This window comes from Oceaniglobus indicus, from assembly GCF_002751875.1.
GTDB lineage: Bacteria > Pseudomonadota > Alphaproteobacteria > Rhodobacterales > Rhodobacteraceae > Oceaniglobus > Oceaniglobus indicus.
Map to the genome: position 1 here is coordinate 88508 of NZ_NMZM01000004.1, position 23691 is coordinate 112198.

General features: G+C 63.4%; 24 protein-coding genes. 14 read left to right on the plus strand and 10 right to left on the minus strand.

The window, feature by feature from the left end; genetic code table 11:
- The first annotated feature begins 3 nt into the window (after positions 1–3).
- Positions 4–1044, plus strand: a complete 1041-nt coding sequence (locus tag CFP68_RS07545; RefSeq protein WP_099826308.1) for an IS110 family RNA-guided transposase — start codon at positions 4–6, stop codon at positions 1042–1044.
- 137 nt (positions 1045–1181) lie between these two features.
- Here CFP68_RS07545 and CFP68_RS07550 read toward each other — a convergent pair whose 3' ends face one another.
- Both CFP68_RS07550 and CFP68_RS07555 read right to left on the minus strand, forming a co-directional pair.
- The gene (locus CFP68_RS07550) at positions 1182–1709 is read right to left on the minus strand and encodes a hypothetical protein (RefSeq protein ID WP_099826309.1); all 528 of its coding nucleotides are present in this window, start codon (positions 1707–1709) and stop codon (positions 1182–1184) included.
- 142 nt (positions 1710–1851) lie between these two features.
- Positions 1852–3021, minus strand: coding sequence for an alpha-hydroxy acid oxidase (locus CFP68_RS07555; protein WP_099826310.1), 1170 nt, complete (start codon positions 3019–3021; stop codon positions 1852–1854).
- A gap of 588 nt (positions 3022–3609) precedes the next feature.
- Between CFP68_RS07555 and CFP68_RS07565 the strand changes: the two genes are divergently transcribed.
- A complete protein-coding gene (locus CFP68_RS07565) occupies positions 3610–4749 on the plus strand; it encodes a hypothetical protein (protein ID WP_145953414.1) in 1140 nt (379 codons plus the stop codon).
- 10 nt (positions 4750–4759) lie between these two features.
- On the opposite strand, the gene trpA is transcribed toward CFP68_RS07565, so the two are convergent.
- Complete coding sequence (trpA, locus tag CFP68_RS07570) at positions 4760–5551, minus strand: tryptophan synthase subunit alpha (RefSeq protein ID WP_099826559.1); 792 nt, start codon at positions 5549–5551, stop codon at positions 4760–4762.
- Positions 5552–5662: 111 nt separating this feature from the next.
- Between trpA and CFP68_RS07575 the strand changes: the two genes are divergently transcribed.
- Positions 5663–5854, plus strand: coding sequence for a hypothetical protein (locus tag CFP68_RS07575; RefSeq protein WP_099826313.1), 192 nt, complete (start codon positions 5663–5665; stop codon positions 5852–5854).
- 84 nt (positions 5855–5938) lie between these two features.
- Complete coding sequence (gene ychF / locus CFP68_RS07580; RefSeq protein ID WP_099826314.1) at positions 5939–7036, plus strand: redox-regulated ATPase YchF; 1098 nt, start codon at positions 5939–5941, stop codon at positions 7034–7036.
- A gap of 2 nt (positions 7037–7038) precedes the next feature.
- On the opposite strand, the gene CFP68_RS07585 is transcribed toward ychF, so the two are convergent.
- Together CFP68_RS07585 and CFP68_RS07590 are read right to left on the minus strand one after the other, a co-directional pair.
- Positions 7039–8451, minus strand: coding sequence for a UdgX family uracil-DNA binding protein (locus tag CFP68_RS07585; RefSeq protein ID WP_099826315.1), 1413 nt, complete (start codon positions 8449–8451; stop codon positions 7039–7041).
- On the minus strand, positions 8451–9686 hold the full coding sequence (locus tag CFP68_RS07590) for a putative DNA modification/repair radical SAM protein (protein WP_099826316.1): 1236 nt from the start codon (positions 9684–9686) through the stop codon (positions 8451–8453). Before CFP68_RS07590 ends, CFP68_RS07585 begins: the two co-directional genes overlap by 1 nt.
- Before the next feature lie 112 nt (positions 9687–9798).
- Here CFP68_RS07590 and CFP68_RS07595 point away from each other — a divergent pair, with 112 nt between their 5' ends.
- From CFP68_RS07595 to CFP68_RS07620, 6 genes are all read left to right on the plus strand, one after another.
- Positions 9799–10593, plus strand: a complete 795-nt coding sequence (locus CFP68_RS07595; RefSeq protein WP_099826317.1) for a 3-deoxy-manno-octulosonate cytidylyltransferase — start codon at positions 9799–9801, stop codon at positions 10591–10593.
- A complete protein-coding gene (gene kdsA / locus CFP68_RS07600) occupies positions 10590–11411 on the plus strand; it encodes a 3-deoxy-8-phosphooctulonate synthase (protein ID WP_099826318.1) in 822 nt (273 codons plus the stop codon). The genes CFP68_RS07595 and kdsA overlap by 4 nt, the downstream gene beginning before the upstream one ends.
- Before the next feature lie 160 nt (positions 11412–11571).
- Entirely contained in the window at positions 11572–12093 is a 522-nt protein-coding gene (locus CFP68_RS07605; RefSeq protein ID WP_099826319.1) for a MarR family winged helix-turn-helix transcriptional regulator, read from the plus strand.
- Positions 12094–12427: 334 nt separating this feature from the next.
- Positions 12428–14320, plus strand: coding sequence for a polysaccharide biosynthesis protein (locus CFP68_RS07610; protein ID WP_241523995.1), 1893 nt, complete (start codon positions 12428–12430; stop codon positions 14318–14320).
- Between the two features lie 171 nt (positions 14321–14491).
- Positions 14492–16660 (plus strand): YjbH domain-containing protein, encoded by a 2169-nt coding sequence (locus CFP68_RS07615; protein ID WP_099826321.1) that lies wholly within the window; start codon positions 14492–14494, stop codon positions 16658–16660.
- Positions 16657–17400 (plus strand): YjbF family lipoprotein, encoded by a 744-nt coding sequence (locus CFP68_RS07620; RefSeq protein ID WP_145953415.1) that lies wholly within the window; start codon positions 16657–16659, stop codon positions 17398–17400. The genes CFP68_RS07615 and CFP68_RS07620 overlap by 4 nt, the downstream gene beginning before the upstream one ends.
- Here the strand turns inward: CFP68_RS07620 and CFP68_RS07625 are convergent.
- Together CFP68_RS07625 and CFP68_RS07630 are read right to left on the minus strand one after the other, a co-directional pair.
- Positions 17384–17998: a sugar transferase gene (locus CFP68_RS07625; RefSeq protein WP_099826323.1), complete on the minus strand. Its 615-nt coding sequence runs from the start codon at positions 17996–17998 to the stop codon at positions 17384–17386. The two genes, CFP68_RS07620 and CFP68_RS07625, sit on opposite strands and share 17 nt — an antisense overlap.
- A complete protein-coding gene (locus tag CFP68_RS07630) occupies positions 17995–18846 on the minus strand; it encodes an NAD-dependent epimerase/dehydratase family protein (RefSeq protein WP_158234142.1) in 852 nt (283 codons plus the stop codon). The genes CFP68_RS07625 and CFP68_RS07630 overlap by 4 nt, the downstream gene beginning before the upstream one ends.
- Positions 18847–18961: 115 nt before the next feature.
- On the opposite strand from CFP68_RS07630, the gene CFP68_RS07635 reads away from it, so the two are divergent.
- On the plus strand, positions 18962–20086 hold the full coding sequence (locus CFP68_RS07635) for a polysaccharide biosynthesis/export family protein (protein WP_241523996.1): 1125 nt from the start codon (positions 18962–18964) through the stop codon (positions 20084–20086).
- An 80-nt stretch (positions 20087–20166) separates the two neighbouring features.
- On the opposite strand, the gene CFP68_RS07640 is transcribed toward CFP68_RS07635, so the two are convergent.
- Both CFP68_RS07640 and CFP68_RS07645 read right to left on the minus strand, forming a co-directional pair.
- Positions 20167–20577, minus strand: a complete 411-nt coding sequence (locus CFP68_RS07640) for a hypothetical protein (RefSeq protein WP_099826326.1) — start codon at positions 20575–20577, stop codon at positions 20167–20169.
- A 7-nt stretch (positions 20578–20584) separates the two neighbouring features.
- The gene (locus CFP68_RS07645; RefSeq protein WP_099826327.1) at positions 20585–21787 is read right to left on the minus strand and encodes a pyridoxal phosphate-dependent aminotransferase; all 1203 of its coding nucleotides are present in this window, start codon (positions 21785–21787) and stop codon (positions 20585–20587) included.
- A gap of 109 nt (positions 21788–21896) precedes the next feature.
- Here CFP68_RS07645 and CFP68_RS07650 point away from each other — a divergent pair, with 109 nt between their 5' ends.
- The 3 genes from CFP68_RS07650 to CFP68_RS07660 all read left to right on the plus strand — a co-directional run bounded on the left by CFP68_RS07650 (position 21897) and on the right by CFP68_RS07660 (position 23161).
- Complete coding sequence (locus tag CFP68_RS07650) at positions 21897–22328, plus strand: helix-turn-helix domain-containing protein (RefSeq protein ID WP_099826328.1); 432 nt, start codon at positions 21897–21899, stop codon at positions 22326–22328.
- Complete coding sequence (locus CFP68_RS07655) at positions 22318–22581, plus strand: FAD assembly factor SdhE (protein WP_099826329.1); 264 nt, start codon at positions 22318–22320, stop codon at positions 22579–22581. Before CFP68_RS07650 ends, CFP68_RS07655 begins: the two co-directional genes overlap by 11 nt.
- A 67-nt stretch (positions 22582–22648) precedes the next feature.
- Positions 22649–23161 carry a MarR family winged helix-turn-helix transcriptional regulator gene (locus CFP68_RS07660; RefSeq protein WP_420915817.1) on the plus strand — a complete coding sequence of 171 codons (513 nt, stop codon included), beginning with the start codon at positions 22649–22651 and terminating at the stop codon, positions 23159–23161.
- A gap of 75 nt (positions 23162–23236) precedes the next feature.
- Here CFP68_RS07660 and CFP68_RS07665 read toward each other — a convergent pair whose 3' ends face one another.
- Positions 23237–23665: a VOC family protein gene (locus tag CFP68_RS07665; protein WP_099826330.1), complete on the minus strand. Its 429-nt coding sequence runs from the start codon at positions 23663–23665 to the stop codon at positions 23237–23239.
- Positions 23666–23691 lie beyond the last annotated feature (26 nt).

Sequence of the window (23691 nt, forward strand, 5' to 3'; positions counted from 1 at the left end):
ACCATGACTAATTATGCAGGATTAGACGTATCACTCAAAGAAGTTTCGATCTGTGTTGTTGATGACGATGGGGAGGTTGTGGCGCAGGGCACCGCGCCGGCTGATCCGGAAGGGGTGGCAGGTTGGCTCAGGAACCGATCTCTGGCGCCCAAGCGGATCGTGCATGAAAGCGGGCAGCTTTCGATCTGGCTTCAACGTGGAATGGTGCAACTGGGTTTGCCCGCAATCTGCATCGATGCCCGCAAGGCTCATAAGAGTTTGTCCGCGCGGCTGAACAAGTCGGACAGCGCCGATGCAGAAGGCCTCGCGCAACTCGCTCGAATGAACTGGTTCACCCCGGTTCACATCCGCAGCGAAGAATCCGATCGGTTGCGTGCCTTGGTCGGAGGGCGGGAACGTTTGATCCGGTTGCGCAAGGATCTGGAAGGGCACATCCGAGGCGTCCTGAAGACCTTTGGCATCCGCATGACCGGGATCGGCCAGACGCAGCAAAGACAGGGGTTCCGTGATCAACTGGCCGCCGCTGGCGAGACCGATCCGGTGCTGCGCACCATCGCAGACGGGTTCATCGCTGCCCACATCACGCTCTGCAAGGCGACCGCCGACTTTGATCGCGCGTTAAAGGCAAAATCCAAGAGCAACCCGATCACGTGCCGCCTGATGACCATCCCAGGTGTCGGCCCAATTGTGTCACTCAGCTTCGTCGCACTTGTCGATGATCCCAGTCGGTTCAGCAAAACCTCTGATGTAGGGGTATTCCTTGGCCTGACGCCGAGGCGACACCAATCAGGTGAAATGGATTGGTCAGGCCGTGTCTCCAAGTGCGGTGATGCCACGATGCGCGGGCTTCTGTTTGAAGCGGGGTCCTGCGTCATCAGACAGGTAAAACGCTTCTCGACGTTGAAATCCTGGGCGGTTCGATTGGCCGGGCGGCGCGGGTTCCGCAAAGCCGCCGTCGCCACGGCACGCAAGATCGCTGTGCTGATGCTGACACTCTGGAAGTCAGGAAACGACTATCAATGGACACAGGAGGCCACTGCCTGAACTGAATTCTCGCCGGACGGGCGGGAAGAGACGTCCCGACGGGACGGAGGTTGATCGATCTCGTACAAACGGTTGGGACGTGGCGGTTGCCGCGCAATCCGCAAACCACATTGGAGACGATCCACCACCGAAAACCATCATGAGGCGCGGACAAACACGATGAATGCGACCTCGGAGAGAACCATGACCCCGAACGGACAGATCGCAACCCCGCTTGACAAGGCCGCAAACAGAGAACCGTTTGCGGTCGCGAAAACCTCGGGCGCGCCGGCGTCGTCTGCCGGGACGGTGTCCACACGCAGTATTTCGGTGCGCGGTGTTCCGTCGGCATCGAACGCCCGGACAAACACTCGCTCCCGGATCGTGAGAATGTCGTCGTAGTCATCATAGACCCAGGTCACCACGTATCCGCCATCGTCAAGCGTGGCGACACCGGCATCGGTCGCACTGGTGCCGTCAGCCCCGAAGACCAGGGTTTCGAATCCCACCGGTTCCCCGTCGCTGTCATAGCGTTGTGCCAGGATCGCCGTCGCGACGGGGCCGTCGCCGTAGTCGTTGATGTAGCTTTCGTAAACGATCAGAAAACCGCCATCGTCGAACGTGGTGACGACAGGATTACGCTGCCAGTTGTTCTGATAGCCGTTGACCCGGAATGCCTGCCCCAATGTGAATTCTCCGCACTGAACCGGACCGATACATAGATCGGCCCATCGGTGCTGTCAGGAACATTTTTCACCCGGCGACGGGTCATATGCCATGGCACGTCCGCTTTGGCGGACTTTCGCCTGCCCGTGTCGCCGGGCAAGGTCAGATGTTGCGCCGCCAGCGGTGGAATTCGTCGTCGATCAACAGGATATCGCGGTCGACGTCGTTGATGTCCTTCTTGCCGCACAGGGCCATCGTGATGTCCAGCTCCTTGTGGATCACGTCCAGCGCGGTTTCCACGCCCTGCTGGCCCATGGCTCCCAGGCCATAGACGAAGGCGCGCCCGATATAGGTGCCCTTGGCGCCCATGGCGACCGCCTTCAGCACGTCCTGACCCGACCGGATGCCCGAATCCAGATGGATTTCCACCTGATCGCCCACGGCCGCCACGATCTCGGGCAGGGTGCGGATCGAACTCAGCGCGCCGTCCAACTGTCGCCCGCCGTGGTTCGAGACGATGATGGCATCGGCCCCCACGTCGACGGCGCGGCGCGCGTCATCGGCGTCAAGGATGCCTTTCAGGATCACCTTGCCGCCCCACATCCGCTTGAATTCGGCGATGCGGTCCCAATCCAGCGACGGATCGAACGCCTCAGCCGTCCACGAGGACAGCGACGAGGGATCGCTGACCCCCTTGGCATGGCCGACGATATTGCCGAACTGTCGGCGTTCGGTGCGCAGCATCTCAAGGCCCCATGGCACCTTGGTCATCATGTTGGCCACCGATTTCGGCGTCAGCTTTGGCGGCGCTGACAACCCGTTGCGGATGTCCTTGTGCCGCTGGCCGAGGATTTGCAGATCGACCGTGATGACGATGGCCGAACACTTGGCGGCATGGGCGCGCTGGAACAGCCGCTCCATGAAATCGGTGTCCTTCAGGGTATAGACCTGGAACCAGAACGGCTTGGTCGTGTGGCGCGCGACGTCCTCGATCGAACAGATCGACATGGTGGACAGGGTGAACGGCACGCCCTTTTTCTCGGCCGCCTTGGCCGCTAGGATCTCGCCGTCGGCGTGCTGCATCCCGGTCATGCCGACGGGTGCCAGGGCGACGGGCATCGACACGTCCTCGCCGATCATCTGCGTCTTGGTCGACCGGCCCGCCATGTCCACGGCAACCCTCTGACGCAGGCGCAGCAGGTCGAAGTCCGACACGTTGTCGCGAAACGTCTGTTCGGTCCACGAGCCGCTTTCGCAGTAATCATAGAACATCTTGGGCACACGCCGCCTGTAGATGCGCTTGAGATCCTCGATTTCGGTGATGACGGGCATGGCGGGGCCTTTCCGGGATGGGCGTGGTCAGGAATGATTAGCGCTGACCGCCGGCGAACTCAACGTTGTTTGCGCTTGTAATTTCTCGAACGCGATGCACGATCGAGGGATCGGAAATTGTGGTGGCGCCTTGGATTATCATAACGAAATCGTTCTCTGTGAGATCACGGATTGGTGGGAGGGCGAACGCGTCCGCGTGCAGACCGAATGCAACGCGATGCTGGCATGGCTTCTGTTGAACGCCAACGAATTGATTGAAAACCTGACGGATCCCGACCTGATGCTGCCGTTTTCATCGCGCAGATCAAAGATCCGCAAACAGATTGCCGCGGATGTCGATGGTTTCAACCGACGCATTGCCGCAACGCTTCAGGAGTCTGCCGATGTCTCGATGGAACGACTGGAAGGATCACTTGAGCACGTCGAGCCGTCCCTTCTGGATTCGGCGTCGTTCTTTGGTGGGGGCGCGGTGTCGGTCGGCTCTCTCGGGGTTGCTGCTTCGACGAAGACGATAGCGACCACCACGTCCGCCCGTTTCCGGTTTCTCGCACCCGTCGTTAGCGTGGTCGTGCTCGCTGCGACCGGGCCTTGGCGGATGAGTGGGGGGCGACGTCGTGCAAGAACCCGCATTCAGGACCGGATCGAAGGCTGGCTGCGGACGCAGATCGTGGATTTATCGAACGACGCATCGACCCTGTCGGTCATGCGCTCCCACATAGACCGTATCGCAAAAACTCGTATGGAGGCCGTGCAATGACCATTGGCGCGATACCTTTTGGCATACCCAATGAATTGGCGTTTGATTATGCAGCGGGAGCGATCCAGCGTTATGGCTCGATCCTGAAAAGTGCCGAAACGGGCCGCATCGTCGGACATCTTCAGGAAACCGGCATGCTGCAATCGCTTCTGAGCAACGCCACGGCCGTACCCTTGGGGCCTGTCAGCGCGGCGGCGCAGGTGGGCGGCGCGGTGGCGAACCTTGTTCAAAACCAGCAGATCAAGAAAAAAATCGACGTGATGCAGGAGATGATGGGAAGCCTGCAAACCGTCCAGATCGCATCCCTCGTGACCTCGGTCGCCGGCATCGGCGTGACGGTTGCAAGCACGGCCATCATGCTGAACCGCATGGCGGCCATCCGCCGCGACGTCCAGGATATTGCAACGCGCATTGACGGTCTTCCGGCGAAACTGCGCGAGATCGATCTGGAAAAGACGATCACCGACGTGGAAACGCAGCTCGACCGCCTGACCGAAGCCCCCCACCGCAGAGACGCGGTGCAGGTGGTCACGGCTGCCGAAAGCGTGCTGCACGAGAAATTCGGGCATCTCACCGAGGGCACGCGCAAACTGGTCATCGCCGCCAAGGTGGACGAGGCGCTGTTGCACGCATTGCTGACGGCAATCTCGCTGTGCGGCACGGCGCAGACGCGCGCCCTGTTCTGGTTGGACCACAAGACGACCGCGCGCGACAGGGCCGTGCGGCAGACCGACCATTTGCGCAGGCTTGCGTTCGACATGCCGCGCGACGAGATGGCCAAGCGCCTGTCTTCCGGCAATGAGGGGGCGGCGCGCATCGCGGCACTGGCATCGGAAACGCGGTTGCGCATGGCCTCGATCCCGTCTTTGGGCCAACGGCTTGTCGAGCTTGGCGTCAATGGTCGCGAATATATCGAGCGGGCCGCCGACGAGAAGGATCAGCCGGTTCTGATCCTTCCCGCAGCGGCCTGAACACCGCCGCTCAGGCCCGGTGTGCGCCTTCGGCCAGTCCGCGAACGAAGCTCAGCACTTCATCGACGGGGCGACCCTTGGCCAGTTCACCGACAATGGCCGAGCCGACGACGCAGCCGTCGGCGATGCCTGCGATGGCCTCGCTGGCCTCGGGGGTGCGGATGCCGAAGCCGACGATCACGGGCAGGTCGGTCCTGGCCTTGATGCGGGCGACCTCGGGCGCGACGTCGGTGGCTTCGGGTGCGGCGGCGCCGGTGATGCCGATGATCGAGACGTAATAGACGAAGCCGCTGGTATTGGTCAGAACCTTGGGGAGGCGTGCGTCATCGGTGGTGGGGGTGGCCAGGCGGATGAAGTTCAGGCCGGCCTTTTGCGCCGGAATGCACAGTTCATCGTCTTCCTCGGGGGGCAGGTCGACCACGATCAGCCCGTCGATCCCGGCCGATTTGGCGTCTTCCAGGAACCGATCGACCCCGCGCGAATAGATCGGATTGTAATATCCCATCAGCACGATCGGCGTCGTGTCGTCGTCTTCGCGGAAGGCGCGCGCCAGGTCCAGCGTGCGCTGCAGGGTCATGCCGGCGGCAAGCGCGCGTTGTCCGGCCACCTGGATCGTGCCGCCGTCGGCCATCGGGTCGGTGAACGGCACGCCCAGTTCGATGATGTCGACCCCCGCGTCGGGCAGTCCGCGCACCAGCGCCAGCGAGGTGTCGAAGTCGGGATCGCCCGCCATGATGTAGGATACGAAGGCCTTGCGCCCGGCGGCCCTGAGTTCGGCAAATTTGGCGTCGATCCGTGTCATGTCTGTCTCCTTCGGTCCCGGCAATCCTTGTGACGGCGGGCGCGGCATTTTGCAATCGTCATCGCGGGCCGGGGTCTTCCATTTGCGCATCGCACGCCTATCTGTTGGATCATGAATTATGTCCTTGCCCTGTTTCTGCCGCCGCTGTCGATCCTGCTGATCGGCCGCATCTTCCTGTCGATCATCGTTTTCGTGATCTGGCTGCCGTCGATCATCATATCGGGCGGTCTTGGCCATCCGATCTTCATCCTGCTGGCCTGGGTGCTGATTTATCAGGCCCACGCGGATCGCCGTGGCGCCTGACGCCCGCTTGCACAGCACGCCGCGCCGCCCTAGACACCCTGCGGATTGCAGGCGCCTTGGGGCGCGTCGAAAAGGAGAGCGTCGATGGGTTTCAAGATGGGGATCGTGGGTCTGCCGAACGTCGGCAAATCCACCCTGTTCAACGCGCTGACCCGCACGGCGGCGGCGCAGGCTGCGAATTTTCCGTTCTGCACCATCGAACCCAACGTGGGCGAGGTGGCAGTGCCCGACGCACGGCTGGACAAGCTGGCCCAGATTGCCGGATCGAAACAGGTCATCCCGACGCGCATGACGTTTGTCGACATCGCCGGTCTGGTGAAAGGCGCCAGCAAGGGCGAGGGACTGGGCAACCAGTTTTTGGCGAACATCCGCGAATGTGACGCGGTGGCCCATGTGTTGCGCTGTTTCGAGGATGGCGACGTGACCCATGTGGAAAACCGCGTCGATCCCATGGCCGACGCCGATACCATCGAAACGGAACTGATGCTGGCCGATCTGGATTCTGTCGAACGCCGCCTTGCCGGGCTGTCGCGCAAGGTGCGCGGCGGTGACAAGGAAGCGGTGCAGCAGGAGCGGCTGCTGAAGGACGCGCTTGCGGTCCTGGAAGCGGGCAAGCCTGCGCGCACGGTCGAGGTGGCCGAAGACGATCAGCGCGCCTGGCGGCTGTTGCAGTTGCTGACGGCCAAGCCGATCCTTTACGTCTGCAACGTGTCCGAGGACGACGCGGCCACGGGCAACGCCCTGTCGGACAAGGTGGTCGAACGGGCCGCGGCCGAAGGGGCCGGAACGGTCGTGATCTCTGCCCGGATCGAGGAGGAGATCAGCCAGCTTGACCCCGAAGAGGCTGAAATGTTCTTGACCGAACTGGGGCTGGAGCAGGCCGGTCTGGATCGTCTGATTCAGGCGGGATACGAGTTGCTGGGGCTTCAGACCTATTTCACCGTCGGCCCGAAGGAAGCCCGCGCCTGGACCATCCGTGAAGGCACCCTGGCCCCCCGCGCGGCGGGGGTGATCCACGGCGATTTCGAAAAGGGCTTCATCCGCGCCGAAACCATCGCCTTCGACGATTTTGTCACCCTGGGCGGTGAAACGGCGGCCAAGGACGCGGGCAAGATGCGGGTCGAGGGCAAGGGATACACCGTCAAGGACGGCGATGTGCTGCACTTCCTGTTCAACACCTGACGTCAGGGGGCGGCGATCATCGCCGCCACCGTTCGCAGATCTTCCCGGAACCGCGCGGTTTCCTGGGCGCGCAGCGCGGCGTCGGGCAGGCGCAACAGATAGGAAGGGTGCACGGTCAGGAACACCGGCGTGCCGTCCGTTGTTGCCTCGACAGTGCCCCGCCGCGTCGTGATCGCCTTGCCGTTGCCGGTCAGCGTTCCGGCGGCGGTGGCCCCCAGCGCCAGGATCAGCCGGGGTTCGATCAGCGCGCGTTCCGCATCCAGCCACCATCGGCAGGCCTGAACCTCGTCATTGTTCGGCCGCTGGTGAATGCGCCGCTTGCCGCGTGGCGTGAACTTGAAGTGTTTCACCGCATTGGTGACGTAAGCGGCCGAGCGGTCCAGACCCGCCTCGCGCGCGATCCGGTCGAACAACTGGCCGGCGGGGCCGGTGAAGGGACGACCGGTCAGATCCTCTTCGTCGCCCGGCTGTTCGCCGACGATCATCAGGGGCGCATCCAGCGGCCCTTCGCCCGGCACCGCCTGGGTCGCATCGGCGTGCAGCGGGCAGCGTGTGCAGGCGGAAAGCTGTCGGTGAAGCTCGGGCCGGGTGTCGGGCGGCTTGGGGCGCGACAGGATGCGATCGCTGAACACCGGCGGCAGCGTCGGCGCGGCGTCCTGCATGGCGCGGGCGCGCGACTGAGCGTTGGCGATCAGGCCGGGGATCAGATCGGCCTCGGGCAGGTTCTTCCAGTATTTCTTGGGCATTTCCGACTGCATCGCCTTCACCTTCAGGCGGGCGGGATTGAAGATGTTGGTGAAATACGTCCGCCACAGATCTTCGGTCGCATCGTCGGGCAGGGGCGGTTTCGGCGCGCCGTCTGAAAACCGCAGCGTGCCGTTCTCGAAATGCGCGGTCAGGTGCGGGGTCTGAATGATCCAGTCCATGTCGCCAAACCGGCGCGCAAAGAATGGCGCGGTGGGTTCGGTGATGAAATGCGTCGGCTCGAACCACGCGGCAAACGCGCGTCGGGGTCCGTCGGCGTCCAACTCGCGAAAGCGCACGAAGGCGGTCATCTTGTGCTTGTCGCGGCGCACCTCCTTTTCCAGCTTGCGCAGTCGTGCCATGGCCGGGTCGGCGCGGTCCTGCAACGCGCCGGGCGTATCGCGCAACCGCCACAAAAGCGCGTAAAGCCGGGCGAAGCGTTCGGGGTCGGAATGCCAGACCACCGCGTTCATCAACTCGACGAAGGCGCGCGGCACGTTGATCGGCGCGCCGGTCGCCGGCAGGGCCTGCGATCCGCCGAACAGGTCGGGTGCGGCGCTGCCGTGGTGCCATGACACCTGATCGGGTGCGACCGCAGCCCCGATCAGCCGGCGCGCGGCATCACGAAACCCATGATCCGTGCCTTGCAGGGGCAGGGTGACGGCGTGCATCAGAACAACGAAAGCTGTTCCGGCGGCGGCGCAAAGCGGGCGCGCAACCCGGCGCTGTCCAGAACCGCGCCCGGCGACCAGTCGACCAGCGTGATGAACGGGCGCGCCTTCTTCAGGCTGGCGCCCATGCGTTGCAGATCGCCGTGGCGCAGGGTGCGGTGGCGGCGGGTGGTCAGGATGCGTGCCACGGTCTTGGTGCCGAACCCCGGCACCCGCAACAGCATCTCGCGCGCCGCGCGATTCACGTCGACCGGGAAATGATGGCGATTGGCCAGGGCCCAGGCCAGTTTCGGATCGATGTCGAGATCAAGATTGCCATCGGTGGTCGCTCCCGTGATCTCGGCCACGTCGAAGCCATAGAACCGCAGCAGCCAATCGGCCTGATACAGCCGGTGTTCGCGCGCGAGCGGCGGGCGGATCAGCGGCAGTTTAGAGGACGAATCCGGGATCGGCGAAAACGCCGAATAATACACCCGCTTCAGCTTGTAACTGGAATAGAGCCGCGTCGTCTGGCCCAGAACGGTCGCGTCGGTCGACCCGTCAGCGCCGACAATCATCTGCGTGCTTTGCCCGGCCGGAGCGAATCGCGGCGGCCGCTTGCCGGTATGGCTGCGCTCCTTGCTGGCGTCCTTGCGCAGGCGCACATCGGCCATGGCGCGGCGGATCCCCTCGGGGTTCTTTTCGGGGGCAAAGGATTTCACCGCCGCATCGGTCGGCAGTTCGACATTGATCGACAGGCGGTCGGCGTGCAGCCCCGCCTCGGCGATCAGGTCGGGATCGGCATCGGGAATGGTTTTCAGATGAATGTAGCCGCGAAAGTTGTGCTCGATTCGCAGGGTGCGGGCGATGCGCACCATGTCGGCCATGGTCACGTCCGGCGAGCGGATGATGCCGGACGACAGGAACAACCCTTCGATATAATTGCGACGATAGAATTCCAGCGTCAGACTCACCACCTCCTCGGGGGTGAAGCGGGCGCGTTCCACGTTCGACGACACGCGATTCACGCAATACGCGCAGTCGAAGATGCAGAAATTCGTCATCAGGATCTTGAGCAGCGAGATGCAGCGCCCGTCGGGGGTGTAGGCATGGCAGATGCCCGACCCCCCGCTGCTGCCGAGTCCCGAACCATCGCGCGAGTTGCGCCGGTCGGTCCCGCTGGACGCGCAGGAGGCGTCGTATTTGGCGGCGTCCGACAGGATCGCCAGCTTTTCCTGTAGGGTGCGCTGTGTCATGTGTTCACTATACGTTCTGGCGCCGCGCGCACAAGGGGCGACGCTGCGGCGTTTTGGCGTGGTCTTGGCGCGCAGGCTTCACTAGGGTCGCGCGCAAACGGAAAGGGCCGCCATGAAGACCGTCATCCTGATCCCCGCGCGCTATGCCTCGACCCGGTATCCGGGCAAACCCCTGGCGATGCTGACCTTGCCCGATGGCACGCGCAAAAGCCTGATCCACCTGACGTGGGAGGCCGCGCTGGCGGTGCGCGGGGTCGATGGGGTGCATGTCGTGACCGATGACGATCGCATCCGCGACGCGGCCGAAGCGTTCGGCGCGTCGGTGCTGATGACTTCGGACACCTGCGAGAACGGCACCGAGCGCTGTGCCGACGCGCTGACGCGCCACGGCATCGACGCCGACCTGATCGTCAACGTGCAGGGCGACGCGCCCCTGACCCCGCCATGGTTCGTCGAGGATCTGATCGAGGCGATGCGCGTGGACCAGGCGGCCGAGGTCGCAACACCGGTGGTGCATTGCGATGCGCTGACCTATGGCCATTTCATCGAGGACCGACAGGCCGGACGTGTCGGCGGCACCACCGCCGTTTTCGACGCCAAGCAGCACGCGATGTATTTCAGCAAGGAAGTCCTGCCCTATATCGATCCGGGCAAGCGGATGTCCGACGATCTGCCGGTCTATCACCATGTCGGCATCTATGCCTATCGCCCCGCCGCGCTGGCCGCCTATGTCGGCTGGCCGACCGGCCGGATGGAGCGGCTGGAAGGGCTGGAGCAGTTGCGGTTCCTCGAAAACGGGCGCGCGGTGCGCTGCGTGATCGTCGAAGCGCGGGGCCGGGTGTTCTGGGAGTTGAACAACCCCAACGACGTGGCCCGGATCGAAACCGTGTTGCGGGGGATGGCATGAGCGTGCGGATCGACGACATCGATGTGGGCGGCGACGCGCCGTTCGTCCTGATTGCCGGGCCATGCCAGATCGAATCGCTGGATCACAGCCTGATGATGGCCGAGGGCATCGCGCGCGCCTGCGCGGCGACCGGCACGCGGTTCATCTTCAAGGCCAGCTTCGACAAGGCCAACCGCACGTCGCTGAACGCCGAACGGGGCGTCGGGATCGACGCGGGATTGCGGATTCTGGAAAGGGTGCGAGACGATTTCGGCTGTCCTGTCATCACCGATGTGCATGATGTGGAACAGGTGCGCGCGGCGGGGAATGTGGTCGACGTCTTGCAGATCCCCGCGTTCCTGTGCCGCCAGACCGACCTGTTGCTGGCCGCCGGGCACACCGGGCGGGCGGTGAACGTGAAGAAGGGCCAATTCCTGGCCCCGTGGGACATGACGCGCGTGGCGGCCAAGATCGCCTCGACCGGGAACGACCGGATCATGCTGTGCGAACGGGGGGCGTCGTTTGGATACAATGCGCTCGTCACCGATTTCCGCGCCCTGCCGATCATGGCCGAAACCGGCTATCCAGTGATCTTCGACGCCACCCATTCGGTGCAGCAGCCGAGCGGGCAGGGCGGTTCGTCGGGCGGACAGCGCGAGTTCGCGCCGGTCCTGGCACGGGCCGCCTGCGCCGTCGGGGTCGCGGGGCTGTTCATCGAAACCCACCAAGATCCCGATACCGCGCCCAGCGACGGGCCGAACATGATCCCACTGGACGCGATGCCGGCCCTGATCGCCGAGTTGCGCGCCTTCGACGATCTGCGCAAGGGCCGCCGCTGAGCCGGCGACCATTCGCCGACGTTAGGGCCAGAAACCGCTGTCGGCGGAAAAACCCGCATTTGAAAGCCCCCTTTTTGACATCTCAAGGAACCCGTGGCAAAGAGGTGTCAGCGTATGGGGGCGATGCGCGACGTTTTATTACACGTTAAGGGCGAGCGGCATGGGGTATGAGATCGAGGTGGTCGGTGTTTTGGCCGACGAGCGGGGCGGTGTCGAGGATCTGGAGCGGATCATAAGCCACCGGGTTGCGAGGTTGCATCAGGCGCTGAGCGTCCAGGCGACGGCGATCCTGTCGCAGTTCGACATCAGCCTCAGCAATTGGCGGGTGCTGTCAGCGATTTGGGTCGAGGACATCGACTCATCCCGCAAACTGGCGGAAAAGACCGGCTACGATCCGGCGCAAATCTCGCGCGCACTGCATAACATGCGCAAATCGGGCCTTCTGGAGTTGTCGAACAACCTGAACGACCGCCGTATCCTGATGATCGAGGTCACGCCGGCCGGCCGCAAGGTGCTTGCGGCGATGATCCCGCACATGAAGGCCCGGCATGACGCCTTGCTGAACGCGCTGGATCGCCATGAACTCGAGACATTTCTGGCCGTTCTCGACAAGCTGGACGCCATCGCCGAACTTGACCGCAACAAGATTCTGACCCACGCCGGTCTCAAGGCCGTTCGCTGATCGCGGCGACCGAAGGGGCAGCGCGGGCGATTCGATCCGGGTCTGGCGGCGCGTCGCTGTGCGCGCTGTCGCCTCCTGGCACGTATCGAGTCTGCCAAGGGTGGTAGGTTTATGCCGTAACACGCTGATATCTAATGAGATTGTAAGATCATCGGCGCGTGGGCGATATTTCGCACACGCAGAAAAATGGTATTGTCGTAAAAAAGTGAACGGGCGTATAACAAGGCATCGGGGGCTGCTTTCGATTACAGGCAACATTTGGACGATATTGCGGGGGGGTCGCACGGCCGCCCATGAAGATATTTTTTTTATGTCGATTTTGGGACTGCCAGTCATGGATCGTATCAAGAAGCACCTGATCTCTCTGTCACCCTATCAGAAGCGGATCGTGCTTCTTGGTGTCGACCTTGCCCTTGTACCGTTGGCCTATCTGTTCACACTTGCCGTTCAGTATGAGAGCGGGCGCACGTTCGCCATCGGTTCGCAAAGCCTGTTGCTTATTGCGTTGCTGGTCATCCTGACCGGGGCGATTTCGACGTTCCTGCGCATTCCCCGCATCCGCCTGAAGGATTTCGACCTGTCCTGCATGGGCCGGCTGTCGCTGTTGTCGCTGTTGGTGGCCTTGTGCAGTGCGGCGTTGCACCAGATTTCGGGCTTGTCGGTGTCCATCGGAACCTATGTCGTTTTCGGCATCGTGTATCTGGTGTTTTCAGCCAGCACGCGGGTGATCATGCTGGAGACGCTGAAAGCGATCTATCGGCGGATGAACGCGCGGTGCCGGGTTCTGATCTATGGGGCCGGTCACACGGGGCGGCAACTGGCGCGTGCGCTGAGTGTCCACGAGACGATCGATCCGGTCGCCTTCGTCGATGACAACACCGCGCTTCAGGGCCTGACGATGAGCGGCCTTCCCGTGCTTGCGCCGATCAACATCGCCAACATCGTGCGTCTGAAATCGGTCGATCGCATCCTGTTGGCCATGCCGTCGCTGGCGCATCCCAAGCGGACGCAGATCGCGTGGCGGCTGGAACAGATGGGGCTTGAGGTCCAGGCCTTGCCCAGCTTTTCACAGCTGATCGGTGAAGAGGAGAACATCGTCGACAAACTGGTCCCGGTGCCGCCTTCGCGGTTCCTGGGGCGCAAGCCGTTCGATCGCAGCCTGAACGCCGGGTGCACCCATGTGGCCGGGCGCAACGTCATGGTCACGGGCGGTGGCGGCTCCATCGGGTCCGAACTGTGTCGCCAGGTGTTGTGGTGCAAGCCCGCCAAGCTGGTGATCTTCGAAATCAGCGAATACGCGCTTTACGAAGTCGAGAAGAACCTGCGGCCCCTGGCGGAAAAGGTCGGAACCCAGATCATCTCGGTCCTCGGTTCGGTCACCGAACCGCGGCTTGTCCGCCGCGTGTTGCAGGAGCACGACATCAAGGTCGTGATGCATGCCGCGGCCTACAAGCACGTTCCGATCGTCGAGGACAATCCGCTGGTCGGTCTTGCCAACAACGTCCTGGGCACATGGACCATGGCCCGCGAAGCCCGCGAGGCGGGTGTCGAACGTTTCATCCTGATCTCGTCGGACAAGGCCGTGCGTCCGACCAACGTGATGGGCGCCTCCAAGCGGCTGGCCGAACTGGTGGTCCAGGACCTGGCCGCAAGATCCCCCGACACGGTGTTCGCGATGGTGCGGTTCGGCAACGTGCTGGGATCGTCGGGATCGGTCGTGCCCTTGTTTCAGGAGCAGATCGCGCGCGGCGGGCCCGTGACCGTCACGCACCGGGACGTCACCCGGTTCTTCATGACCATCGAAGAGGCGGTCAGCCTGGTCCTGATGGCGGGATCTTTCGCCAAGGGCGGCGAGGTCTTCGTCCTGGACATGGGCAAGTCGCGCCGCATTTGGGACATGGCGCAAAGCGTGATCCAGCAGGCCGGATATACCGTGCGCGACGAAAACAATCCCGAAGGCGATATCGAGATCCGGGAAGTCGGCTTGCGGCCGGGTGAAAAGCTGCACGAAGAACTGTTGATCGGCGAAGGGCACGTCACCACCGCCCATGAAAAGATCTTTGCCGCCCACGAGGCCCACCTGTCCGAGATCGAGGTCGCCTCGGCCATCCGCGCCCTGCGCGAGGCGATGGCTACGGGCAACGAAATGGCCGCGCTGGCCGTCGCCCAACGCTGGGTCGAAGGATACGAGGAATCGCGGTCGGCCGCGGCGTCCGACAGCGCCTGACATCCCGGCATCGCGCGTCCTTGCCGTTGGAATAAAGGCACATCCTTGCGCGCGCATCGGCTGCCGCGCGAAATCCCTATCCTACCGATTGCAGCACCACCCCATGAGGCGTTACAATACCGCCGATTGTCGGACTGCGTCGATGCATCCGTCTGAGCCAGGAAATCGCCCGTGACGCAACGTTCGACATCTTCGCGCCGTGCAATTGTCGCCGGAACGCTTGGGGCGACCCTGTCGCTGGTGGGGTGGAATGTTGTCCAAGCCCAGAACGACGCGGGCTTCGCCGACCGGCCGGGGTTGAACTTCTACGGCGTAACCGGCCTGATCGACACTCCCAGTGCCATCAGCCAGCCGGACGGGCAGCTTTCGGTGACTGTATCGTCCTTTGGCGGCGTCACGCGATCGACGCTGTCGTTCCAGATGCTGCCCCGGGTCGAAGGCAGCTTTCGGTATTCACGCTTCGGCGGACTGAACTACGTCGGGTTCGAGGATTACTACGACCGCAGCTTCGACATCTCGCTGCGGGTGCTGGACGAAAGCAGGTATCTTCCCGCCGTCAAGATCGGCCTTCAGGATTTTGTCGGCACCGGACTGCTGTCGGGCGAATATGTCGTTGCGACCAAGACCCTGTCACCGAAGCTTCGGGTCTCGGGCGGCCTGGGATGGGGGCGTCTGGGATCCTACAACGACATCGGCTCGCCGTTTGGCGACCGGCCGTTCTTCTTCATCGGAACGGGCGGCAAACCGAACTATGACCAGTGGTTTCGCGGTCCCGCGGCGCCGTTTGCCGGCGTTGAATACAAGGTGAACGACAACCTGACCCTGATGGCCGAATATTCATCGGACGCCTATACCATCGAAACCGGCCGGGATCCGGCCGGGCGCGGCACCGCCATCCTCGAACGCAAGTCGCCCCTGAACTTCGGGTTCGATTATCGTTACAGCGATGCCCTGACCGTGGGCGGGTACTACATGTATGGCTCGGAACTGGGCGTGAACGTCAACCTGTCGTTCAACCCCTACAACCCCGCCATCAACGGCAGTCGCGCCGCCGCGCCGCAGCCGGTCATCGCCCGCCCGTCGCGCGGGTCCGACCCCGACGCCTTCGGCACGCAATGGACCCGGTCGCCCAAGGCCACGAAGAACCTGTTGACGGTCACGCAATCCCTGCTGGAACCCGAGGGGATAACGATCGAATCCATGGCCGTCGATGAGGACAGCGTCGATATAAGGGTGCGCAACAGCCGTTACGATGCGTCGGCCCAGTTTGTCGGCCGGGTCATGCGGGCGCTGACCGCAGCCATGCCGGCATCGGTCGAAACCTTCCGCATCGTGCCGGTCGTGGATGGCTTGCCCGCCTCGGCGGTGACCCTGCGCCGGTCCGATGTCGAGGCGCTGGAAAGCGCGCCGAACGGATCGAACCGCCTGCTGGCGGTCGCCGGGTTTTCCGACGCCGGGCAACGCCCCGCCGGGTCGGTCATCAACACGGAATTCGTGCCGCGCTTCCAGTGGTCGTTGGGCCCCTATACGCGGTTCAGCTATTTCGATCCGTCCGAACCTGTCCGCTACGAATTCGGCGCCGAACTCAAGGCGTCCTATGAACCGACGCCGGGGCTGATCTTTTCGGGCGCGGTGCGCAAGCAGGCGGTGGGCAACATCGGCGATGCCACCCGCACGGCCAATTCGCGCCTGCCCGGGGTGCGGACCGAGGGCGTGGCCTATGCCCGCGAAGGCGATCCGTCGATCGAGAACCTTCAGGCGGCATATTACTTCAAGCCCGGCCATGACCTGTATGGACGTGTTTCGCTGGGCTATCTCGAACGGATGTTCGGCGGGGTATCGGGTGAACTGCTGTGGAAGCCGGTCAGCAGCCGCTTCGCCCTTGGGGCCGAGCTGAACTACGTCCGCCAGCGCGATTTCGACCTGATGTTCGGGTTTCGTGACTATGACGTCGTGACCGGCCATATGTCGGCCTATTACTCGTTCGAAAACGGCTATCACGCGCAGGTCGATGTGGGCCGCTATCTGGCCGGCGATTACGGTGCGACGCTGTATCTCGACCGCGAATTCCGCAACGGCTGGAAGGTCGGGGCCTTCGCCACGCTGACCGATGTCTCGTCCGAAGACTTTGGCGAGGGGTCGTTCGACAAGGGGATCCGCCTGGAAATTCCCGTGTCCTGGTTCCTTGGCACGCCCGATACCTACACCCTCGGCACGACGATCCGACCCGTCACGCGGGACGGCGGCGCGAAGCTGAACGTGGGTGGTCGGCTTTATGAAAAGGTGCGCGGCTATCACCGCCCCGCGATGGAAGACCAGTGGGGGCGCGTGTGGCGATGAAAACCGGGTTTGGCGTGGGGCGGAAAGCCGGCAGGCGGGTTGCGCCGCTGATGATGGCCGCCGCGGCCCTGCTTGCGGGATGCACCGGCGGAAGCGACAGCGGCGGCAACGACGTGACCGACCTGGGGCGGGCGGCGATCGGATCCATCGCGGCCAGCCGGGCCGCCAAGACCGGCGGTGTGACGGCCACCGATGCCGAGTTGCGGTCTTTCGGCAGGCCTCTTCTGGTCCTGACGGATCTGGGCACGAAGAGCGACGCGGTGATCGGCATCGTGTCCGACCGCAATGGCAACGTGATCTGGCGCTCGGCCGACGGCATCACGCTGACCTTGCGCGAGGGGGTGGTCGTGGCGACCCGTGGCTATGGGGATGACCTGATGTCGGCCGAGGTGCCGGATGTGCGCCGCGACCGCGGATCGGTGGTGCGTGATCACTATTATCTCGGCGGCAATGAACTGATCCAGCGGGCGCGCTATTTCTGCACCCTGGCCGACGCAGGGCAGAACCGCGTGGTTGTCACCGGTGTCGCCAGCTCGGCACGCCTGGTGGTGGAAACCTGCGCCGGCGAAGATGCCGCCTTCGAGAACCGGTATTGGATCGAGGCTGACGGCACGATCCGGAAGTCCGTTCAGTGGATCAATCCCGAACGCGGCGCTTTCCAGATCGAAACAGTGCCCCAGGGGCGCCGCGCGAATGTACCGGCGGCCACGCCGGTGGCGGGTGTCACGATTTCGGAATAAGCCGGCTGAAGGTCTGGCCGATCAGCTTGAGATCGTAGCACATCGATTGATTTCTCTGGTAAATCAAGTCGATGGCGGCCTTGCGCGGCACGCAGCGCCGGGCATAGACCGCGTCGGTTTCAGCGGCGCTGGTGCAGTTGGCCAACAGACGTTCTTCGTGACGGTGAAACCGAAGCGTGGCAAGCCCGGTCACCCCCGGGGGTGATTTCAGAACGTCACCATAGATGTCGGGAAAGCGTTCGACATATTCGCGCAACGGCGGGCGGGGGCCGACAAAGCTCATGTCGCCGCGCAGGATGTTCCAGATCTGCGGAAGCTCGTCCAGGCGGGTGCGGCGCAGCAGGCGGCCGATCCGCGTGATTCGCGCCGTCTTGTCGCCGCCCGAGACGCCCGTCTCGGCGCCGGTGTTGACGCGCATGGTGCGCAGCTTCCAAAGGGTGAAGGCCTGTGTCGGCGTCGACATACGCTCCGAGCCGTAAAACAGCGGTCTGTGCCCGGCCAGCATCAGCAGCACGACAAGCACAACGAACAGCGGTCCGAGCAGAACGATCAACAGGGCGGCCAACGCAAGGTCGAAAATGCGTTTGCGTCGTGTCATGTCGGATCCCCGGCTTGTGATGTGTCGGCCTCGCTTACCAGCGTTCTCGCGGCGCCGCCATCCATGTCGATGTCCGCACAAAGCGTCGCCAGAAGGCGGGTATCCAGATGCACATGTTGCAGCGCGCCGGGCGGCGCGTCGACCCAGTCGAACGGCGTTCCCAGCGCGGTGAGGATGTCGGACATGGCCGCGGGCGGGGACGCGGCCACGTTCAAAACTGCCGGTATCGGATCACGCGCGGCGGCGCGGTTGCACAGCGCATGCAGACAGCGCGCCAGGGTCAGGGGCCCGATAAAGCTGCGGCTGGGGCCGCGCCCGTCCGCGAAGCGGTGCAGCGATATGGGCGCCCCCGCCGCCGCGCACGCCGCATCGAAGGGTTGGCCGGCACCGGCGACATTCGCCAGCCGCAGGATGGTGACCTTGGGGCCGTCCGTGGCGCCAGCCGCGTCCAGCACGGCCTGTTCCATGGCCAGTTTCGCCGCCCCATAGGCGTTCACCGGGTGCGGTGCGCGGGATTCGGCGGCCGGTTCGGGCCCGGTATCGCCGTACACGGCCGAGGACGACATCACGAAATAGTGTCGCGCACCCCAGGCCCGCGCCGCGGCCAGCCCCGCAAGTGCCAGATCGGTGTTGCGCGCCAGCGGCGCGTCCGGGCCCGGCGTGACGCCGGCAAAGTTCACGACGACCGATGCCGCCTGCGCCGGTGGTGGCGGGTCTTCCATGTTCCAGACGGTGTCGATGCCGGGTCCGGGACGTCGCGCAAACGTCAGCGGGCGGCGTCCGGGCCAGCGAAAAACCGCCAATCGGGCCACCCGGGCCTGTCCGCCCAGAAAAACCGGCTCATCCATCTCAATATTCCTGTCACCTGCTGCGCTCGTGATGTAACCAGTTTTCCAAGGCCGGGGAACCGGTTGCAGACTGCCAGATCCGGTTGACGACGCCGGATTGCCTCGGGGAGATATCATGCCGGTTATGAAAACGGGATTCGTTTTGTCGTTGGGTCTGACCCTTGCGCTGTCCGCCTGCGGGGGATTGCCGCAAGGTTCGGCGTTGCGTTCCGAAATCACGTCGAAGTCCGACACCGATCCGGCGGGCTTTGCCTTCTACACCGTCAATCGGTCGCTTCTACCGACGCTCCAGGCCTGGCCCGACGTCAACCCCGAGTATTCCCACGGCTGGCCGCGCGCCTCGAAGGGATCGAGCGGCCAGCTGATTCAGGCCGGCGATACCGTCAACATCCAGATCTGGGACAACCAGGACAATTCGCTTCTGCTGTCCAGCGGTGATCGGGTCGCATCGCTTGGCGCGATGAAGGTATCGCCGTCGGGGCGGGTCTTCATTCCCTATGTCGGCGACATCCGCATCGCAGGAATGTCACCGGACCGCGCGCGCGAGGCGATCCAGGGGCAGCTTGGGCCGATTTCACCATCGGCGCAGGTTCAGTTGTCGCTGGAGGCGGGACGCCAGAACACGGTTGATCTGGTGGCCGGCGTCAGCAATCCGGGCAGCTTCCCCTTGCCGGATCGCAATTTTTCGGTGTTGTCGCTGATCTCGCAAGGCGGGGGTATTCCGCCGACGTTGCGCAACCCGCGGGTGCGTCTGCAGCGGGGGTCGCAAACCTATCTGACCACGGTCGAGCGGCTTTACGAGAATCCCGGCCTTGATGCCGTCTTGACCGGCGGCGACAAGGTGATCGTCGAAGAGGACGATCGGTTCTTCATGTCTCTTGGCGCGTCCGGCAAGGAGGAAATCGTCTATTTCAATCGCGATCGCATTACCGCGCTCGAGGCGATTTCCATGATCGGTGGTCTGGCCGACAGCCGGGCCGATGCGCAGGGTGTTCTGGTCCTGCGGGAATATCCGCGGGCTGCCCTTGCGGCGGGGCAGCTTGGCCCGCGCGAGGAACGGGTGGTTTTTGCCATCGACATGACAACGACTGACGGTCTGTTCAGTGCGCGCAACATGGAAATTCAGCCGGGCGATGTCGTTCTTGCGACCGAAAGCCCGGTGGTGCGTGTGCGCACCGTGCTGGCCCTGATCGGTGCCGGTTTCGGGCTTCTCAACGTGGCTGAAAACCTGTCCGAGTAATTTTTATCGGAGCATCGTGATCCCCTCGCGATGCTCCGTTCACGGCCATGCTGCGCGTGAAACGTTGCTAAGGCCAAGCCTCAGTCGGCGACGTCCCGCATGGCGCGTTCGGCCTTCTTGCGCACCAGAACACTGCGCAGATCGTGCATGGCCAGCAGCAGATCGTCGGTGACCGCATCGATCTGATCGTCGGTGGCGCGGCTTTGCAGCCAGTGGGTGGTGGTGTTCAGGAAATCCACCGCGCGGTGGATATCGTCGACCTCGCGCCGTGCCAGAGTTTCGCGGCGACGGATCATCCAGTCTTCGATGGCGGCCAGATCCTCGGGCGTCAGGGCGTGGCTGCCGTGGGGCTTGACCTCGTTGTTGCGGATGTTGACCACCGCAATCTGGTTCGTCTCGATCCGCCGCTGGCGCGGATCCTGTTCGACCCTGAACACGAACGCGCCGTTGTCACGGATACGAAAGTAATAGTCGGGCAGGTCAGCGGACATGATGCGCCTAGGTCAGGCCGGCACAGAACGTCTGAATCCGCGTGCAGGCCTCGCGCAGTGCGTCGTCCGACGTGGCATAGCTGACGCGGAAATAGGGTGACAGGCCGAAGGCGGCGCCGAACACCACCGCGACGCCGGTCTCTTCCAGCAGGGCGGTGGCGAAGGTTTCGTCGTCCACGATCTTTACGCCGCCGGCCGATGTCTTGCCGATGCAGCCCGAGATGGACGGATAGACATAGAAGGCGCCGTCGGGAACGGGGCATCGCAACCCTTCGGCGTCGTTCAGCATCGACACCACCAGATCGCGGCGGCGTTCAAAGACCGCGCGGTTCTCGGCCAGGAAATCCTGTGGCCCGTTCAGCGCCTCGACCGCGGCCCACTGGCTGATTGAACTGGGGTTCGATGTGCTTTGCGACTGGATCTTGCGCATGGCCCGGATCAGATGTTCCGGCCCGGCGGCATAGCCGATGCGCCATCCGGTCATGGCATAGGCTTTCGACACGCCGTTGCAGGTCAGCGTGCGGTCATACAGCTTCGGTTCGACCTCGGCCGGGGTGCAGAACGTGAAATCGCCGAACGTCAGGTGTTCATACATGTCGTCGGTCATCACCCAGACATGGGGATGGCGCAGCAGCACGTCGGTCAGCGCCTTCAACTCGTCACGGGTATAGCCCGCCCCGGTGGGGTTGGACGGCGAATTGAAGATCAGCCATTTCGTCTTGTCCGTGATCGCCGATTCCAGTTGATCGGCGGTCAGCTTGAAACCGGTCTGCATCGATGCTTCGGCGAACACCGGCGTGCCCCCGGCCAACAGGACCATGTCGGGATAGCTGACCCAATAGGGGGCGGGGATCACCACCTCGTCGCCCGGATTCAGTGTCGCCATCAGCGCGTTATACAGGATCTGCTTGCCGCCGGTGCCCACACTGACCTGTGCCGGGGTGTAGTCCAGCCCGTTCTCGCGCTTGAACTTGGCACAGATCGCCTGTTTCAGCTCGGCGATGCCGTCGACGGCGGTGTATTTCGTCTTGCCCGCATCGATGGCCGCTTTCGCGGCTTCCTTGATGTTGTCGGGCGTGTCGAAATCCGGCTCGCCAGCGCCCAGGCCGATGACGTCCCGGCCGGCGGCCTTCAACTCGGCCGCCTTGGTGGAGACGGCGATCGTCGGGCTGGGCTTGACGCGGTTCAATGTCGCGGACAGGAAGTCCATGGTCGTCTCCCGGTGGCAAATCTGGTTGGTTTGTCCTAGGATTGTTGCGATACCGGATCAAGCCCAATCACGGATCCGGCCGGGCAAAGCCGAAATCAGGGAGAATGTGATGAGCGCAACCGCGACCGATCCGGACGCCGACGACGCGCGGAACTGGTATTCGAACGACACGGCCACCTTCGGCGATCGCCTGGCCGATGCGCGTGGTTTCGTGGGGATGAGCCAGGAAGACCTGGCGCGCCGCGTCGGTGTCAAGCTGAAGACCCTTGCGGCGTGGGAGAACGACCTGTCCGAACCGCGCGCGAACCGTCTGGCGATGCTGTCGGGATTGCTGAACGTATCGTTGCGCTGGTTGTTGACTGGTGAGGGCGAGGGCCTGCCCAATCCGGACGAAACCCAGGAAATGCCTGCCGATATCAAGGATATCCTGACCGACCTGCGCCAGACCCAAAGTGATCTGACGCGCATGGCGGACCGTATCGGCCGGCTGGAAAAGCGGCTCAAGACCGCTGTGCGCACGGGTGTTGCCGATGGATCATGAAAGCCGCGAGCATCGCCTGAAGCGGTTGGCCATGCGCAGCATGCGCCGTGGGATCAAGGAGATGGACCTGATCCTGGGCGCCTATTCCGACGCCGGGCTGGACCGGCTGACGCCGGGCGATCTGGATCTTTACGACGCCCTGTTGTCGGAAAACGATCACGATCTCTATCAATGGGTCACCGGCCAGACGCCGGTACCGGCCCATTATGACGCGCTGATTTCGGATATCGCGCGCCACGCCGGCGCCCGTTGAGGCGGATCATCCTGAAGTTTGCGTTTAATTAAGTTTTCTGCGTCAAAGCTGGACCCCGGAACAGTTGATGGCGGAGAGAATGATGAGTGTGCATGAACGTTTGGACAGCGTCGGCGATCGCGGTTTCATGTCCGAATACCTGGATTGTCTTTCTCTTGTCGAACGCCTGCATCGTTTGCTGCTGGACGTTCTGAAAGACGAATTCGAACGGATGGGCGTGCTCGAGATCAATCCCGTGCAGGCGCTGTTGCTGTTCAACGTCGGTGATCACGAGGTCACGGCGGGCGAGCTCAAGAGCCGCGGCTATTACCAGGGCTCGAACGTGTCCTACAATCTCAAGAAGCTGGTCGAGATGGAATACATGCATCACCAGCGGTGCGGTATCGACCGGCGCGCGGTCCGCGTGAAGCTGACCCCGAAGGGGCGCGCGGTGCATGACGTGGTGCACAAGCTGTTCGCGCGCCATGCCGACGGCCTGCAATCGCGCGGCGTGCTGGGCGCGGATGGGATCGAAGTCATCAATGCGTCCCTGCGCCGCGTCGAACGGTATTGGACCGACCAGATCCGCTATATCTATTAGCGGGCGGCCATCCGGCCCCCGGGGCCGAACCGACGGCGCGGGCGGGAAGGGTGTTGCCCATCCCGCCCTTACCGCTCACCAGTGGCCGGTGTTTTCCATGCTTGCCCAGGGTTCCTGCTTTTCAAGCGGATCGCCCATCTGCAGCAGTTCGACCGAGATGTTGTCGGGCGAGCGGACGAACGCCATGTGCCCGTCGCGGGGCGGGCGGTTAATGGTCACGCCGTTGTCCATCAGGTGTTGGCAGATGTCATAGATATTCTCGACGCTATAGGCCAGATGACCGAAGTGCCTGCTGTCGCTGGGCAGGCCATCGTCGCCGTCCCAGTTCCACGTCATCTCGACCGCGGCGTCTTCCTGACCCGGCGGTGACATGAACACCAGCGAGAACCGCCCGCTTTCGCTGTCCTTGCGGCGCGTCTCGACGAGGCCCAGCAGTTCATAGAACGCCTTGGATTTCTCGAGGTCCTTCACCCGGACCATGGTATGCAGATACTTGATTTTCATAGATGCCTCCTGTCTTGCCGGTGGCA

What these genes read in the sequence shown, in the direction of transcription:
- CFP68_RS07545 (WP_099826308.1), top strand. Translation starts at nt 4, where the DNA reads ATGACTAATTATGCAGGATTAGACGTATCACTCAAAGAAGTTTCGATC.
- CFP68_RS07555 (WP_099826310.1), bottom strand. Translation starts at nt 3,021, where the DNA reads ATGCCCGTCATCACCGAAATCGAGGATCTCAAGCGCATCTACAGGCGG.
- trpA (WP_099826559.1), bottom strand. Translation starts at nt 5,551, where the DNA reads ATGACACGGATCGACGCCAAATTTGCCGAACTCAGGGCCGCCGGGCGC.
- CFP68_RS07575 (WP_099826313.1), top strand. Translation starts at nt 5,663, where the DNA reads ATGAATTATGTCCTTGCCCTGTTTCTGCCGCCGCTGTCGATCCTGCTG.
- ychF (WP_099826314.1), top strand. Translation starts at nt 5,939, where the DNA reads ATGGGTTTCAAGATGGGGATCGTGGGTCTGCCGAACGTCGGCAAATCC.
- CFP68_RS07585 (WP_099826315.1), bottom strand. Translation starts at nt 8,451, where the DNA reads ATGCACGCCGTCACCCTGCCCCTGCAAGGCACGGATCATGGGTTTCGT.
- CFP68_RS07590 (WP_099826316.1), bottom strand. Translation starts at nt 9,686, where the DNA reads ATGACACAGCGCACCCTACAGGAAAAGCTGGCGATCCTGTCGGACGCC.
- CFP68_RS07595 (WP_099826317.1), top strand. Translation starts at nt 9,799, where the DNA reads ATGAAGACCGTCATCCTGATCCCCGCGCGCTATGCCTCGACCCGGTAT.
- kdsA (WP_099826318.1), top strand. Translation starts at nt 10,590, where the DNA reads ATGAGCGTGCGGATCGACGACATCGATGTGGGCGGCGACGCGCCGTTC.
- CFP68_RS07605 (WP_099826319.1), top strand. Translation starts at nt 11,572, where the DNA reads ATGGGGTATGAGATCGAGGTGGTCGGTGTTTTGGCCGACGAGCGGGGC.
- CFP68_RS07610 (WP_241523995.1), top strand. Translation starts at nt 12,428, where the DNA reads ATGGATCGTATCAAGAAGCACCTGATCTCTCTGTCACCCTATCAGAAG.
- CFP68_RS07620 (WP_145953415.1), top strand. Translation starts at nt 16,657, where the DNA reads ATGAAAACCGGGTTTGGCGTGGGGCGGAAAGCCGGCAGGCGGGTTGCG.
- CFP68_RS07625 (WP_099826323.1), bottom strand. Translation starts at nt 17,998, where the DNA reads ATGACACGACGCAAACGCATTTTCGACCTTGCGTTGGCCGCCCTGTTG.
- CFP68_RS07630 (WP_158234142.1), bottom strand. Translation starts at nt 18,846, where the DNA reads ATGGATGAGCCGGTTTTTCTGGGCGGACAGGCCCGGGTGGCCCGATTG.
- CFP68_RS07635 (WP_241523996.1), top strand. Translation starts at nt 18,962, where the DNA reads ATGCCGGTTATGAAAACGGGATTCGTTTTGTCGTTGGGTCTGACCCTT.
- CFP68_RS07640 (WP_099826326.1), bottom strand. Translation starts at nt 20,577, where the DNA reads ATGTCCGCTGACCTGCCCGACTATTACTTTCGTATCCGTGACAACGGC.
- CFP68_RS07645 (WP_099826327.1), bottom strand. Translation starts at nt 21,787, where the DNA reads ATGGACTTCCTGTCCGCGACATTGAACCGCGTCAAGCCCAGCCCGACG.
- CFP68_RS07650 (WP_099826328.1), top strand. Translation starts at nt 21,897, where the DNA reads ATGAGCGCAACCGCGACCGATCCGGACGCCGACGACGCGCGGAACTGG.
- CFP68_RS07655 (WP_099826329.1), top strand. Translation starts at nt 22,318, where the DNA reads ATGGATCATGAAAGCCGCGAGCATCGCCTGAAGCGGTTGGCCATGCGC.
- CFP68_RS07660 (WP_420915817.1), top strand. Translation starts at nt 22,649, where the DNA reads ATGGCGGAGAGAATGATGAGTGTGCATGAACGTTTGGACAGCGTCGGC.
- CFP68_RS07665 (WP_099826330.1), bottom strand. Translation starts at nt 23,665, where the DNA reads ATGAAAATCAAGTATCTGCATACCATGGTCCGGGTGAAGGACCTCGAG.